This is a genomic window from Labrys sp. (in: a-proteobacteria) (assembly GCF_047605565.1).
GTDB classification, from domain to species: domain Bacteria; phylum Pseudomonadota; class Alphaproteobacteria; order Rhizobiales; family Labraceae; genus Labrys; species Labrys neptuniae.
In genome coordinates, this window is the sequence record NZ_JASGFM010000011.1 from 131,036 (window position 1) to 145,460 (window position 14,425).

Below are 14,425 nucleotides of genomic sequence, written 5' to 3' on the forward strand. Positions count from 1 at the left end.
GCGATGCAAGGGGGAAGATTGGGGCGCTTGCCCAGCCGACATCAGTCGGGCCGGATCACTGCGTCGCGCGGCGCGATCGTCGTGCCGGTGGAATCGGGGGTGAAATCCATGCGGACGTCGACCTTGCGGCTGCAGCCGCTCAGCGTCCAGGTTTCGGACCAGGGAGCCTTGAGGCCGCCGCCCGTTCCTGGCGGTTGGCTCGATGCGGGAGCCTTGGTATCGATGACCAGAAAATTCTTGCAGTCGGCCACGGCGCGCGTGGCGCCGAGATTGGCATAGAGCAGAGCGTCTCGCTGGAGGAGCGGATCGGCGAGCGTGGTGCCGGGCAAGGTGGCGCCGGCCTGGGGTTTGCCGTCCGCCGCCACCGAGAAATAGAGATTGAGCACGGTGTCGTTGCCGCAGCCGCTGACCGGAAAGGATTGTTTCCATCGCCCACTAGCCGGGCTGCCCTGCGGACCGGCGGATACCGGCTGAAGGATGGTGACGGAGGAATCCCGCGCCACCAGCGTCGGACAGCGTGTGAAGATGGCCGGCGGGATGCCTGAAAGGGCTTTGCCGGTGATGTCCCGGTAGCTCTGGCTCGCCATGAAGACTTTCAGGACGCCCATGCCCTGATCATCGTCCTGAACATTGCCCTGAGCGTGGCCGAGCCCCGGCACGACCAGTGCCGCAAGACAGGCGAGCCAGCGGATATGCACGGCCGGAGATGAGATCGGATTCGTCCGTACCGGTCGAGCCATGGATCCACCTCCAGTTCCTGCATCACGCAAGAACTGGGTTAAGCCCATGCATGGCCGATGGCAAGATGTCGGCGATCACCGACATCCCGCCGCCGGACACGCATCGGCATTCTATTCCGAAAGCAGCCGGCGCAGCAGATCCACTTCCTCGGCCAGACCGGTGTCCTTGCCGACCAGGCCCTCGATCTTGCGCACGGCATGCAGCACCGTGGTGTGGTCGCGCCCGCCGAAGCGGCGGCCGATCTCGGGCAGGGAACGCGGCGTCAGCGATTTGGCCAGATACATCGCAACCTGGCGCGGCTTCACCACCGTGGCGGTGCGGCGGAGCGACAGGATGTCGGCGCGGCTGACATTGTAATGCTTGGCGACGATGCGCTGGATGTCCTCGATCTTGACCCGGCGCGGCTCCCGGTTCTTGACGAGGTCGCGGATGGCGGCCTCGGCCGTCTCCAGCGACATGCCCGAGCCGGACAGAGCGGAATGGGCGAGCAGGCGGTTGACGGCGCCATCGAGATCGCGGCCATTGGTCGTGACCTGATGGGCGACATAGGCCACGACATTGTCGGGCACGTCGAAATTGGCGTGATGGGCGCGGGCCGCCTCGATGCGAGCCTTCAGGATCTTGATGCGCAGTTCCTCGTCGAGCGCACCGATCTCCACCACTAGGCCGCCCGACAGGCGCGAACGCACGCGCTCGTCCAGGGTCTCCAGATCCGCCGGCGGCCGATCCGCCGCGACCACGACCTGCTTGCCGCCGTCGATCAGGGCATTGAGGGTATGGCAGAACTCCTGCTGGATCGACTTGCCGGCCAGGAACTGCAGGTCGTCGATGACGAGCAGGTCGATCGCGCGCAGCTTCTCCTTGAAGGCGATGGCGGTCTGCGCCTTCAGCGCGGCGACGAAGCCATACATGAAGCGCTCGGCGGTGAGGTAGAGGGCGCGCTTGCCTTGGGCTTCCGACTGATGGGCGATGGCCTGGATCAGATGCGACTTGCCGAGGCCCACCAAGGCATGGATGAACAGCGGATTATAGGGCAGCGGATCGGCGGCGCCGGCCTTGGCGACCTGCAGGGCCGCGGCATGCGCGAGTGAATTCGAGCGGCCGATGAAATAGGCTTCGAACGACATGCGACGGTCGAGCGGGGAGCCGGAAAGGTCGTCCTCGCGTGCCGGCGTTTCCACCGCCCGCAGGAAGGGGACAGCCGGCTTGGCGGCCGCCGCTTCGCCGATGGGCTTGGCGCATGAGGCGGCATCGCGCGCTGCCGGTGGGCGGGCCACCGCAGTGCGGACATTGAGCGCGATATGGGCCGTGCCCGGCAGTTCGGCCGACAGGAGGCCAAGGATCTTGTCGATGTAGTGAGCCTGGATCCAGCTGCGCAGGAACCGGGTCGGGACCGACAGATTCACGGTGTCGTCGATGACGGCGTCGAGTTCCAGGCGGGCGAACCAGCTGGAAAACACGTCCTCGCCATATTCGGCACGCAGGCGGCGCTTGACGCGATCCCAGGCCGCTGCCGGCTGGATGGCGCCATCGGCGACGGAGGAATCGGAATCCAGGCCGGAAACGGTTTTTGCGGTTTGGCTGGCAATAACTGACAGGCGTTCGCTCGAGGTCATAGGGCTATCGTCTGGCAAAATGAGTTCAAGAAACAGCTCCGGCCTTTTCCGGTCCTGGACCGGCGGCTGCAGAGCGCGAATTGGTTTTTTTTAGGACTGGATCCAGGGCAAACCGGAGGCTTTCCAGCCTTCGACAATGCCACGATGCCGCGAGGCATCCATCGGGCCCTCGAAGCCCGCGGCTATGTTGCGAGCACCCTTCCAACCGGCAGCCAGCATAGCCTGGGCGGCCGCCAGCGAACGAGCGCCCGAACGGCAGAGAAACAGGACGGGCTGGTCCTGTCCGACGCCGCGGCGCTCGAGTTCGCGCTCGAGCTGGGAGACGAAATCGGTAGCGACTTCCATGCTGGGGTAGCGCTGCCACTCGGCGAGGACGGGTTCCTTGCCGAGCGCGGAGAGGTCGGGAACGCCAACGAACGACCATTCGGCCCGGGTACGGACATCGACAAGCTGTGCCTTAGGCTGCTGGCTGAGGAGCTCATAGGCTTCCTGCGCCGAAACGTCTCCCGCATAGTCATTCAACCACCCCGACGACATGACACCCCAATTCCGTCTTCTTCAGACTTCGTTCGTAATTATACACAACATGCCGTGTAACGCCGGCACGGGACGCTTCACCAGAAGGTCCATCTCATTATTGGTCTCGAAAGCAGCAATCGAATGCCGACGCTATTACCTTACTGTTTTCAAAACTATACGTAGCCATCAAAGCATACCTCACCGATGCCCCGGAATGGACGGACGTCCGCTCGCAATATCGGGAAGGAACCTACACATGACCCGTTCCGAGAAAAAACATACCGAACCGGCCCAGTCGGGTGCAACAGGCAAATCTCAATGATTCGTTAATGGCCCCTCAATGTTCTCGATTCGGACAGCAGGCGCTTTGACTGCCGCAGCCGCAAGGTGTTGAGGAGTCGACGGAATCATGGAGGCGGCAAAATGACTCAAAAATATTCGTTTCGGATGCGTAAAGATTGCGAGGCTTCGTAATTTGCCCGGCGCGTGCCGGGATGGCTGCCGGGTCACTTTTCTCTTATCCCATAAGACTATGAAATATATAGGAAAATTTTGACCGGCTACCGAGGGGGGATGGGCATGGCAGCCAAACCTTGAGTCAAGCGGAAAGATTGCCCAGTTCATTGTTGTTAGTATTATTATACCTCCATCGTCAAATATTGTTACGAGACAATGACAATCATGGGTCGCGGTTTCAGGCTGCGCTCGCCCCGGAACAAATGTTTCCAGGACGCCGTCGAGGGGCCGTGTCCGGAACGCGGACCGAGGGGGGACGGAGCCGGAACGATGGCGAGCGGCCCCCGAAAGGCCGTGGGCCCGAGCGTGGCACGGGCCTCCGGCCGGGAAGGGCCGAACAACAAAAACCCGGCTTTGGAGGCCGGGTTTCTTCACCTAAGGGAAATTAAATAAAGTGGCTCGGTCGCCTGTCTCTATTCGACGTCCCGCCGTTCGGCTCAGGCGCTGAGCTTCTTCACGGCATGGGCCAGGCGCGACACCTTGCGCGACGCCGTGTTGGCCGGCAGCACGCCCTTCTGGGCAGCGCGCATGATTTCCGGCTCGGCGCTCTTCAGCGCAGCAGCAGCCTTGGTCTGGTCGCCGGCAGCGACGGCTTCCTCGACATTACGGATGAAGGTGCGCATACGCGAGCGGCGCGCCTTGTTTACTGCGGTGCGCACTTCGATCTTGCGCGTAGCCTTCTTGGCCGACTTCGTATTGGCCATGATCCCTGCCTGTTAAGCCGGCCGCATCCATAACGATCCCGAAAGATCGCCGAAAGGCCGTGCGTTGCCTGAAAATGATAAGCCGCGAGCGCTGCGGGCGCTCGCTATTGGAAGGCGGCTCTTTACATCCCAATGGCTTCGGCGTCAACGACGGACTTCACTGAAACAGCGAAATAACGGCCTGATGCAAGGGATTGGCCGGGTCGAGCAGCAATTTGACGGCCACCGAGCAGCACACCAGCACCAGAAGGGGCCTGATCACCCGCGCGCCCTGGCGCACCGCCATATAGGAGCCGGCCTGGGCCCCGAGGAACTGGCCCACGCCCATGACCAGGCCGACCACCCAGACGATCTTGCCCGCCAGGATGAACAGGATCAGCGAGGCGAAATTGGAGGTGAAGTTGAGGAGCTTGGTGTTGGCGGTGGCATGGATGACGCCATAGCCGCACAGCGCCACGAAGGCGAGCATGAAGAAGGAGCCGGTTCCCGGGCCGAACAGGCCGTCATAGAAGCCGATGAGAGGCGCCATGGTAAGGGTGAACAGGCCTGGGCTCATGCGGGCCCTGCCGTCCTCGATGCCGGCCTTGGGCGAGAAGCGGGAGGAGAAGGCGAAATAGAGCGCCATGGCGATCAGCAGCACCGGTAGAGCCGCGGAGAGCAGTGACAGCGGTGCGACGCTGACGGCAGCCACGCCCAGGCAGGCGCCGAGCAAAGTCGTCACCACCATCCAGCGTGTCTGATGAAAGGCGATATGGCCGCGCCGGGCGAAGGCGATCACCGCCGAGCCCGAGCCGAAGCTCGACTGCAGCTTGTTGGTGGCGAGGGCCGCTACCGGGTCGAGCCCGGAAAGCAGCAGGGCTGGAATGGTCAGGAGGCCGCCGCCGCCGGCGAGGGCATCGACGAAGCCGGCCACCAGGCCGACGGCGCCCAGCATGGCGATGAGGGTCCAGGTCAATTCCACGAGCGAAGGTCTTCCTTCCAAGAGGCCTGCAGCCGGCACGCTTGGAGGTCCGGAAGGCGGGAGAGCCTCCGGCTAGGCCATTGCAGGGCGCTTGGCAAGCCATTCGCGCCGTTGGAAGCGGCGACGGCAAGGACTCAAGGGAGTTGTCGGACGATCCGCTCTTGGAAACGCTACGCCTGCAGATAAGGAGAGCGGACGGGGACATCCATAGGCGCTAAGATAAGGCGAGAGGCGCGAGGCCGGCCCCCTTCGCCCCGTTTACGGGGAGAAGGTAAGGATGAGGGGCGGCGCGACCTCACAAACTGACGCCTTCCGTAGCCCCTCACCTCCATCCTCTCCCCGTAAACGGGGCGAGGGGGCTCATATGTCGAGCTCGATCTCCAACTGCCTCATCTCGCCCAACCCCTTATCTTAGCGCCTATGGACGGGGACGTCCGCGCTCCCAGGAGTGGAGCCTACTCCGCCGCTTCGGCCAGGACGGGAATCCGGGCCGGTTCATGCGCCTCGGCATTTGCCGGAGCCAGGACCTGGGCCTGGGCCGGAATACCGGTCCACACCGTCGAGGTGGGGAGCGCCTCGCCCTTCATGATCAAGGTCAGCAGCTCGACCTGGGCGAAGGGGCCGATCTCGGTGTCGTAGAGCACGGTCGCGCCGGTGCCGATCGTGGCGCCGCGGCCGATGCGGATGCGACCCACCTTCATCACCCGGTCCTCATAGAGGTGGGTCTGCGGGCAGGCGCCCATGTTGAGCACGGCATGGTCGCCGATCTCGGTGCAATCGAACTCGCAGATGTCGGTGGTGTTGATCCAGGTGCCCTTGCCGATCTTGGCGCCGAAGGGGCGCAGCAGCCAGGGCAGGAAGGGCGTGCCCCGGAGGTAGTCGAGCAGCATCTTGCTGGCGAGGCCGCCATAGATCACCGCAACGCCTTCCGTGCGCATGGCCCACCAGGACCACATCGGCCGCATCATCGGCTTGTAGGTGCCGATCAGGAGCCATTTTACCGCGACGGCGGCCAGGTACATCAGGGCGGAGATGGCGAGGCCTGCGACCAGGAAGATGCCGATGGCGGCAAGCCAGGCACCCTCAGAGATCACCGAGGCCAGGATGTCGGCGGTGATGTAGGCGGCGGCGATCAGCACCGCCGTCGGCAGCGAGGTGTGCAGCGTCTCGAACACCACGCGCAGGAGCTTCATGCGGAAGGGAGGTGCATAGGTGGTGCCGGCGGCGGCCGCCACCTTCTGGCGGGTCGGCATGGCGATGGGGGGGCTGCCGAGCCAGGTCTCGCCGGTGCCGACCTTGAGGGAATCGGGCAGGCGCGACTTGATGCCGATCAGGGCATCGTCTTCGACCACCGAACCCTGCGACACCACCGAGGAATTGCCGAAGAAGCAGCGGTCGCCCGTCTTCAGGCGCTTGAGGATCATGCGGCCATTGCGGATTTCCTCGTCGCCGAAAATGGTCTCGTCGCCGATGAAATTGTCGCGGCCCATCTCGATCAGGTCGTAGCGCCCGGCAAAGCTGGCCGAAATCTCGGTGCCCTTGCCGATCTTGGCGCCCATCATGCGATACCAGTTGCGCATGAACACGGTGGCATAGAGCGAGTTGAGGGTTTCCAGGAGGGATTCGGTGGAAAGGCCGATCACCCATTTGCGGAAATAGAGCGAACCGAAGATCGAATAGGAGCCCTCGCGCACCTTGGGCAGCAGCAGCCAGCGCAGGGCTACCATCACCGCCATCGAGACCACGATCAAGGCGAGCGCCGCCGGCCAGGCCGCGACCGCCACCAGGCTCCAGGACAGGGGCTGGTCGGGATCGGCGCCGAACAGGGCTTCGACTTCCGAGAACAGCGAGAAGGCCGGGAAGATCGGCAGGAGGCCGATGACCAGGCACAGATTATAGGCGATGAAATAGCCGATGGCCTGCACGAAACGGCCGAAACGGCCGAGATGGGGATGGTCGGCCGGATCGTCCTGCTCGGCGGGGCCGATTTCGGCGGCAGGCGCGCCTTCCCAATGGGTGCCCGGTGCCACCATCGTGCCCTGCGGCAGGGCCGTGAGGTCGCCGATCTCGGCGCCGTCCCCGATGACGACGTCGCCGCCGATCACGCTGCCATTGCCGATGCGTGCACCGGTGCCGATCTCGATGCGCCCGACATGCACCTCGTTGCCGATCACCTCGACATTGGCGAGCTTGAGCTTGGTGCCGAGGCTCGCCCGGTCGCCGATGGTGACGAGGTCGATCGCGCCTTCCTCGAAGTCGTCGATCATGGCGTCATGACCGATGCGGGCACCGAGGGCGCGCAGATAGACGCGGATGAGCGGCGAGCCCTTGAGGAATTTCGGCGTGGTGAGCTGCACGATGCGCTGCATCAGCCAGATGCGGAAATAATAGGCGCCCCAGAGCGGATAGACGCCCGGCCTGGTGCGGCCGATCACCAGCCATTTCAGGCCGATGACGGCGAGCTTGGTGGCGAGGTTGAGGCAGATATAGACCCCGCACAGCACGGCGAGCTCGGTCAGGATGGAAGCGTTGTCGCCCACCAGCAGCATGCTGGCGAGCAGGAGGCCGATCCATTGCACCGAGACCAGAGCGACGATGAAGGGCAGCGTGACGGCCTGGGCCAGGCCGCACAGGAAGCGCCGGGCGAGCGGCACCGGCTCGAAACTGCGGTCCGGCGGTGGCGCCGCCGCTGCAGCAGCCGCGCTCTCGTCCAGGGCCTTGGCGAGATTGCGCAGGGTGCGATGGGTATAGAGGTCGCGGATGGCGATGCCGGACAAGGCCGGCACGCGGCGGACCTCGGAGACGAAGCGCGCCGCCAGCAGCGAATGGCCGCCGAGGTCGGTGAAGAAATCGGCCTCGAAGTCGACCGCCGGGGCGCGCAGCAGTTCCTGCGCAGCCTTGAGCAACTGGGCTTCGGTCCAGGAGCGTGGAGGTTCCTGCTCGCCGGCCGTGGCCTGGCGTTCCGGCACCGGCAGGGAGGAGAGCGCCTTGCGGTCGACCTTGCCCGACGGCAGCACGGGCAGCGCGTCATGGAGCTGGAAGGCCGAGGGCAGCATGTAGCGCGGGATCTTGGCGGCAAGGTCACGCTTGATGCGGTCGAGATCGATCTCGCCCCGCGGCACCAGATGGGCGACCAGCGTATCGCCGGCCTCGCTCTGGTTGGCCGTCACCACCGCGGTGCGGATGGCGGGATCGGCGGCCAGCAGGCTTTCGATCTCGCCGAGCTCGATGCGATAGCCGCGGATCTTGACCTGGCTGTCGATGCGGCCCTGGAAGACGATCCGTCCGTCCGGCTTGAGGCTTACCGCATCGCCGGTGCGGTAGAGCACCGGGTCGGAGCCGTCCAAGGCAAAGGGATTGGCAATGAACTTGGCCGCGGTCATCTCCGGCAGGTTGAGATAGCCCATGGCCACGCCTGGGCCGCCCACCAGCAATTCGCCGGTCTCGCCGGGCGCCAGCAGGTTGAGCTGATCGTCGACGACATAGGCGGTGTAATTGGGGATCGGGCGCCCGATCGTGATGTCGTCGCCGGCTTCCAGCTCGGTCGAGGTCGCCACCACCGTGGTCTCGGTGGGGCCATAGGTGTTGAGCAGGCGCCGGCCGGGCCGGGCAAAGCGGGCGACCAAAGCGGGCGGGCAGGCTTCGCCGCCCAGGATGATGGTGTTCAGCCCGGCGACGTCGCGACTGAGCATGGACAGCAGGGTCGGCACCGTATCGATCACGGTGATGCCCTCGGCTTCCAGCATCTGGGGCAGGGCGTCGATGTCCTGCAGCACGGCAGCACCGGCGATCTTCAGCGTGGCGCCGACCATATAGGGAATGAAGATCTCTTCCAGCGAGAGGTCGAAGGCGATCGAGGCCTGCTGGAGCACCACGTCATCGGCCGCGATGCGCAGGCGTTCGTTGCCGGCGCGCAGATAGTGGCAGATGTTGCGATGAGAGACCTTGATGCCCTTGGGCTTGCCGCTGGTGCCGGAGGTATAGATGGCATAGGCCGCATCGGTCAGGGCGGGGGCAGGACCGGCGGGAACCTCGCGGCGTGTGTCCTCGAGCAGGGCTTCGAGCGTTACCGTCCCGGCCTCGACGGCGGCATATTTCTCGGCCTGCGGCGCATGCGAGATCAGAAGGCCCGCGCCGGCATCGGCAAGGCTCGCCGTCACCCGCTCGGGCGGGATGTCGGCATCGAAGGGAATGAAGCTGGCACCGGTCTTGATCAGGCCAAGCAGCGCGACATGCAGGTCGATCGAGCGCTGGAACCAGAGGCCGACGAACATGCCGGCGCCGACGCCGCGGCGGGCCAGGGCGGCGGCGACCCGATCGGAGCGCTCGTCGAGCTCGCGATAGGTCAGGCGCTCGCCGGTGCCGATCGCACCGAGGGCCTGCTTGTCGGGAAAGGCCGCGGCGGACGCCTTGAAGATCGTCGCCAGGGTTTCGTCGCGGAGAAGGTCGGGACGCTGCTCGCCGCGAACCACGGCGAGGGGCCCGGCGGCATTTACTGGTACAGGAAAAGACAACACACGCGTAATCCTTCGGCCGGCGATTCGGATGGTGGCCAAAATCGTTTCCAGCTATTCTAGCGAGGTGCGCGTTGCGAGCGTCTGACAGCGCCTGCAAGCCAATTGCAAGCTTGGTTTCGGTAGACTGTCGATCGGGAAACTGTGAGTGACTCAACAGTTGCGGAATGCCCGGCGAGGCCCGTCGGGAGCCTTGCCAGCTACTCTGCTTAGGAGATTCATGACGGCTTTTAGCGCCAAGGCTTTTAGCATTAGGTCCGGCGCCTGTGCCGGACTGCTGCTGACAATCGCTTGCTTCATGCCGCCGCTCGAAGCGGCGATGGCCGGCCCTGCTCATCACGGCCAGCCCAGCGGCGTGTTGATCCGCCGCCCCGGGGCACATTCGTTCAAGGATATTTCCGCGGCGGTGGCCCGCGAGGTGCCGGGCCGCATTCTGCGCGTGCGCGAGCTGCGCCGCGGTGGGCGCCTGCTCTACATGGTCCGCGTTCTCAGGCCGGACGGCAAGAGGCGCGACGTGCTCGTCGATGCGGTGACACTGGCCTTGGTCGATAAATAGGCCTAATGTCCGGCCCGGCTCGGCAACGCATTGAGCGCCCGGCCAGTTCCGCCCACGAGATCCCAGCCCCGAACCATGCGTATTCTGGTCGCCGAAGACGAACGAGCCATCGTCGACGATATCCGTCGCAGTCTCGAAGCCCAGCAATATATCGTGGTGACGGTGTTCGATGGCGAGGAGGCGCTCTTCGCCGGCGAGAACGAGCATTTCGACCTGGTGATCCTCGACCTCGGCCTGCCCAAACTCGACGGGCTGACGGTGCTCAGGCGCTGGCGCTTGGCGCGGCGCGGCATGCCCGTGCTCATCCTCACCGCGCGCGACGATTGGCGTGACAAGGTCGACGGCATGGATTCGGGCGCCGACGATTATTTGACCAAGCCCTTCCGCATGGAGGAATTGCTCGCGCGCGTCCGGGCCCTGGTCCGGCGTGCCTCCGGCCAATCCTCCCCCGTTCTGTCGAATGGCGTGCTGGAGCTCGACACCCGCCAGCGCGCCGTCTCCTTCTATGGCAGCCCGGTGCAGGTGACGCCGCTGGAATATCGCCTGCTGGCCTATCTCCTGCACAATGCGGGCACCGTGATGTCGCAGTCGCAGATCACAGATTCAATCTACGACCAGGATGTGGAACATGATTCCAATGCCCTCGAAGTCGTGGTCGCCCGCCTGAGGCGCAAGCTCGACAACAGCGTGATCGAGACGCGCCGCGGCCAGGGCTACGTCATCCCGGCCGAGCCTCAGTGACCGTGACCTCCTTCTCCCTCAGGCGGCGCATGCTGCTCGGCTCGGTGGTGGCGATCGTGGTTGCCACCATCCTGGCCGGCATCGGCATCGATGCCATCTCGGGCCTGGCGATCCGGGCTCTCGAACTGTCCGAGATCGAGGACGAGATGCGCCTCTTGCTCGGCAGCATCGAGGTCAATGCCTCCAACCAGCTCACCATCGACGAGGGGCCGCAGGATCCGCGCTTCGAATTGCCCAATGGCGGGCTCTATTGGCAGGTCGGCCGGGGCGGCAATGTCGAGTTGCGCTCGCAGTCGCTGTGGGACCAGGGGTTGCCCTGGTTGCAGGCGACGGCAGCCAAGGGCGGCGGCAAGGTCAATGATCTCGTCGGGCCGAATGGCAGCCAGCTCCTGGCGGTCGAACGCTCGATCGTCATCTCGACCGCGAGCGGCGACCAGACCGTCAATGCCCTGATCGCCCTCGACAATGCCCAGCTCTCGCCGGTGAAATGGCGCTTCTTCTATGCGATGGCGCCCTCGCTCGCCGTGCTGATGGCCGCCCTGCTCGGGGCGGTGATCGCCTTCCTGCGTTACGGCTTCCGCCCGCTCGACAAGCTCAGCGTCGAGTTGCTGTCCCTGCGCAGCCGCCCGGCCCGCAAGATCAGCGGGCGCTATCCCGACGAGATCCAGCCGCTGATCGACAATCTCAATGCGCTGATCGCCTCCCGCGAGGCGCAGCTCATCGAGGCGCGCAGCCGGGCCGGCGATCTCGCCCACGGCCTGAAGACGCCGCTTGCCGTGCTGGAAGCCACCGCACGCTCCCTGGCCGATAGCGGGCAGGCCACCGCGGCCAATGCCATCCGTGACGAAGTCTGGCGGATGGATGCCCAGGTCAAGCGCACTCTGGCGGAGGCGCGGGCGAGTCTCGCAGCGGCGCAATTGTCGGGACGCGTCGACACCCATGCCGTGCTGTCCAAGCTGGTCTCGACCATGCACAAGCTCTCGCGCGACAAGGACATGATGTTCGGCCTCGAAGCCCCGCAGGGCATCGTGATCGCCATGGATGAGAGCGATTTCACCAACATCGCCGGCAATTTGCTGGACAATGCCCGCAAATGGGGAAATTCCCAGGCAAGGGTGCGCCTGATGGCGCAGACGGCTTCGCCCGTCATTGTCCTGTCGATCGAGGATGACGGCCCCGGCCTGCCGCCCGATGCTGAAAAGTCCTTCATCGAGCGGGGCAAGCGCCTCGATGAGACCGTGCGCGGCACCGGCTTCGGCCTCGCCATCGCCAAGGACATCGTCGAGGCCTATGGCGGCGAGCTTCATATCGCCAAATCGAGCCTCGGCGGCCTCGGCGTCGAGGTGCACCTGCCTAAGCGGCTTGTCGTCACCGACACAGGTGATGACGATCCTGCCGGCGAAGGGCGGTCCTCGGCCTGAGGCGCTGTTGTTGCAGCTCACAATGCGAGCCGCATCACCTGCCGACGCGAGCCGGCCTTGCCGCCGGGAACAAAGCCGCGCCCTGTAAACAGCTCGACAAACCCCATGAAACGATAGCTGGGCGAGCTGGGATCGACCGGATAGGCTTCGACCACCTGGGCGCCCTGGCCGCGGGCATAGGCGATGGCGGCATCGAGCAAGGCGTGCGACAGGCCGGCCTTGCGGTGGTCGCGGCGGACAAAGAAGCAGGTGATCGACCAGATGCCCGTCTCCCCATCGTCCTGGTCGGACGAGAGCCTGAGGAAGCTCTCGCGCGGCGCCACGGAGCACCAGCCAACGGGCTCGTCGTCGAGATAGCCGAGCAGGCCGATCGGCACATCGGTTTGGACCCGGTGGTGGAGCGCCTGCTTGCGGGCGGCATTATCGGCCGAACCCCGTTCGGCCATGGGGCGCCAGGCCATGCACCAGCAATATTTCGGCGCGCCCTTGCCTTCGAACAGCGCTTCGAAATCAGGCCAGGTGGCCGCGATGACGGGTCGGGCGGCGAATGTCGGAGCGATCATGCCGGCTGTCCCCCTGACTGTCTGCTGCGCCGGCTTCACCCATGCTCGGCTCCCTGCGGTCCAATCTCCGGCATTTGGGGCGGCGCTGCCAGCCGTGATTTTGGATCCCTGCCAGGTGAACCGTCATATGGCTGTCACCTCGAAGCGGCAGGGATAAAACGTGGCTTTGCTCCTGCACAGCTGTGCAAGAAGGAATAGGCCCGTCGCTAAATGCGTTTCCACGCCATGGGAGCGGATTTCAACCTCTCAGGACCGGGCGGATGGTTTCAATGGAGTGGCTCTGCGCTATTGACAGGAGTTTCGCGCAGAGCGAGCATTGCACAGCTGTGCAATCAGACATGGCGATGAGGAAACGAGAGGGAACGGTGTCCGCTGCAGGCTTCTTGCCTGAGCCGAGGACGCCGGGACCTGCCCGCGGGAGGTTGCGCCGTGAAGCCGAGTGATCAGCCCCTGGTGGCGGCCCCAACGACGCCGGTGCGGCAACCCTTGCTCGAGGTCGACAGGGCCTCGGTGCGGCTCGGCAACACCCAGGTCTTCGACAATCTCAGCCTCACGGTCGGCGAAGGCGAATTCGTCGCGCTGCTCGGCTCGTCCGGTTGCGGCAAGACCTCGCTCCTGCGCACCATTGCCGGTTTCATCCAGCCGCGCGCTGGCACCGTCCGCGTGCGGGGACGCGACATCACCAGCGAGCCGCCCGACCGGCGCGGCATGGCGCTGGTGTTCCAGACCTATGCGCTTTGGCCGCATATGACGGTGGCGCAGAATATCGGCTACGGCCTCAAGCTGCGCCGGCTGCCGCGCGCGGAGATCGCCGCCAAGGTCGCTGAGATCGCCGCTCTGCTGGGTCTATCCGGGCTGGAGGAGCGCAAGCCGGCGGCTCTCTCCGGCGGCCAGCGCCAACGCGTGGCGCTCGGGCGAGCGCTTGCCGTCAGCCCCGATATCCTGCTGCTCGACGAACCCCTGTCCAATCTCGACGCGCGCATCCGCCTCACGGTGCGCCAGGAGATCAGCGCCCTGCAGCGCCGGCTCGGCATCACCGCCATTCATGTCACGCATGACCGCGAGGAGGCCATGGTGATGGCCGATCGCATCGTCATTCTCGATGCTGGCAGGATCGCGCAGATCGGCACGCCGGAAGAGGTCTACAACCAGCCGGCTTCCGCCTTCGTCGCCGCCTTCATGGGGGCCGAGAACAGGCTGCGCCTCAACGCCGGCCCGGCGACGAAGGGCGATGGCCGGCTGCGGCTTCAAGCCCAGGGCGGCTCGCCCGCTCTGGTCGCGACCGTACGGCCGGCCGTGCCGGGGCCCTGCATCGCCCATTTCCGCTCCGAGGCGGCCGAACTGCACGAGGCCTCTGCCGCGGCGGAGCCGACCGCCGGCTTCCTCGTCCTGCCCGGCGAGGTCGGCCAGGTCAGTTTCCCGGGCGGGTTCTGGCGTCACGTCGTGGCCACCCCGGCCGGTTCCGTCGTCGTGGACGCGCCCAAGGCGTGGCCCGCCGGTTCGAAGGTCAATGTTCATATCCCCGAGACAGGCCTGTTCGTCTTTCCGGACGCGCAAGGCTGAGCAGCAAGAC

Annotated in this window: 11 protein-coding genes; 4 read left to right on the forward strand and 7 right to left on the reverse strand. The window is 65.2% G+C overall.

All coding sequences use genetic code 11. From position 1 onward, the window contains the following. Window positions 1-41: 41 nt before the first annotated feature. From QM672_RS12765 to QM672_RS12790, 6 genes are all read right to left on the reverse strand, one after another. Window positions 42-740, reverse strand: coding sequence for a hypothetical protein (locus QM672_RS12765; RefSeq protein ID WP_367623769.1), 699 nt, complete (start codon window positions 738-740; stop codon window positions 42-44). A 111-nt stretch (window positions 741-851) separates the two neighbouring features. Next, on the reverse strand, window positions 852-2,357 hold the full coding sequence (gene dnaA / locus QM672_RS12770; RefSeq protein WP_415082988.1) for a chromosomal replication initiator protein DnaA: 1,506 nt from the start codon (window positions 2,355-2,357) through the stop codon (window positions 852-854). A 90-nt stretch (window positions 2,358-2,447) separates the two neighbouring features. After that, a complete protein-coding gene (locus QM672_RS12775) occupies window positions 2,448-2,894 on the reverse strand; it encodes a rhodanese-like domain-containing protein (protein WP_068292959.1) in 447 nt (148 codons plus the stop codon). Between the two features lie 935 nt (window positions 2,895-3,829). Beyond that, window positions 3,830-4,096: a 30S ribosomal protein S20 gene (gene rpsT / locus QM672_RS12780; RefSeq protein ID WP_149253229.1), complete on the reverse strand. Its 267-nt coding sequence runs from the start codon at window positions 4,094-4,096 to the stop codon at window positions 3,830-3,832. A 157-nt stretch (window positions 4,097-4,253) separates the two neighbouring features. Continuing rightward, window positions 4,254-5,030, reverse strand: a complete 777-nt coding sequence (locus tag QM672_RS12785) for a TSUP family transporter (protein ID WP_311939177.1) — start codon at window positions 5,028-5,030, stop codon at window positions 4,254-4,256. Window positions 5,031-5,512: 482 nt separating this feature from the next. Beyond that, window positions 5,513-9,574, reverse strand: a complete 4,062-nt coding sequence (locus QM672_RS12790) for a Pls/PosA family non-ribosomal peptide synthetase (protein WP_415082991.1) — start codon at window positions 9,572-9,574, stop codon at window positions 5,513-5,515. Between the two features lie 217 nt (window positions 9,575-9,791). Between QM672_RS12790 and QM672_RS12795 the strand changes: the two genes are divergently transcribed. From QM672_RS12795 to QM672_RS12805, 3 genes are all read left to right on the forward strand, one after another. After that, window positions 9,792-10,127, forward strand: a complete 336-nt coding sequence (locus QM672_RS12795; RefSeq protein ID WP_311939041.1) for a hypothetical protein — start codon at window positions 9,792-9,794, stop codon at window positions 10,125-10,127. Window positions 10,128-10,202: 75 nt separating this feature from the next. Further along, the gene (locus QM672_RS12800) at window positions 10,203-10,868 is read left to right on the forward strand and encodes a response regulator transcription factor (protein ID WP_068292966.1); all 666 of its coding nucleotides are present in this window, start codon (window positions 10,203-10,205) and stop codon (window positions 10,866-10,868) included. Beyond that, the gene (locus QM672_RS12805; RefSeq protein ID WP_415082993.1) at window positions 10,865-12,289 is read left to right on the forward strand and encodes a sensor histidine kinase; all 1,425 of its coding nucleotides are present in this window, start codon (window positions 10,865-10,867) and stop codon (window positions 12,287-12,289) included. The genes QM672_RS12800 and QM672_RS12805 overlap by 4 nt, the downstream gene beginning before the upstream one ends. Before the next feature lie 17 nt (window positions 12,290-12,306). On the opposite strand, the gene QM672_RS12810 is transcribed toward QM672_RS12805, so the two are convergent. Further along, window positions 12,307-12,852 (reverse strand): GNAT family N-acetyltransferase, encoded by a 546-nt coding sequence (locus QM672_RS12810; RefSeq protein WP_415082995.1) that lies wholly within the window; start codon window positions 12,850-12,852, stop codon window positions 12,307-12,309. Between the two features lie 429 nt (window positions 12,853-13,281). Between QM672_RS12810 and QM672_RS12815 the strand changes: the two genes are divergently transcribed. Beyond that, window positions 13,282-14,415, forward strand: a complete 1,134-nt coding sequence (locus QM672_RS12815) for an ABC transporter ATP-binding protein (RefSeq protein ID WP_415082997.1) — start codon at window positions 13,282-13,284, stop codon at window positions 14,413-14,415. Window positions 14,416-14,425 lie beyond the last annotated feature (10 nt).

Excerpts from the sequence above, each read along its gene's own strand:
- QM672_RS12765 (WP_367623769.1), bottom strand. The coding sequence starts at position 740 with ATGGCTCGACCGGTACGGACGAATCCGATCTCATCTCCGGCCGTGCAT.
- dnaA (WP_415082988.1), bottom strand. The coding sequence starts at position 2,357 with ATGACCTCGAGCGAACGCCTGTCAGTTATTGCCAGCCAAACCGCAAAA.
- QM672_RS12775 (WP_068292959.1), bottom strand. The coding sequence starts at position 2,894 with ATGTCGTCGGGGTGGTTGAATGACTATGCGGGAGACGTTTCGGCGCAG.
- rpsT (WP_149253229.1), bottom strand. The coding sequence starts at position 4,096 with ATGGCCAATACGAAGTCGGCCAAGAAGGCTACGCGCAAGATCGAAGTG.
- QM672_RS12785 (WP_311939177.1), bottom strand. The coding sequence starts at position 5,030 with ATGCTGGGCGCCGTCGGCCTGGTGGCCGGCTTCGTCGATGCCCTCGCC.
- QM672_RS12795 (WP_311939041.1), top strand. The coding sequence starts at position 9,792 with ATGACGGCTTTTAGCGCCAAGGCTTTTAGCATTAGGTCCGGCGCCTGT.
- QM672_RS12800 (WP_068292966.1), top strand. The coding sequence starts at position 10,203 with ATGCGTATTCTGGTCGCCGAAGACGAACGAGCCATCGTCGACGATATC.
- QM672_RS12810 (WP_415082995.1), bottom strand. The coding sequence starts at position 12,852 with ATGATCGCTCCGACATTCGCCGCCCGACCCGTCATCGCGGCCACCTGG.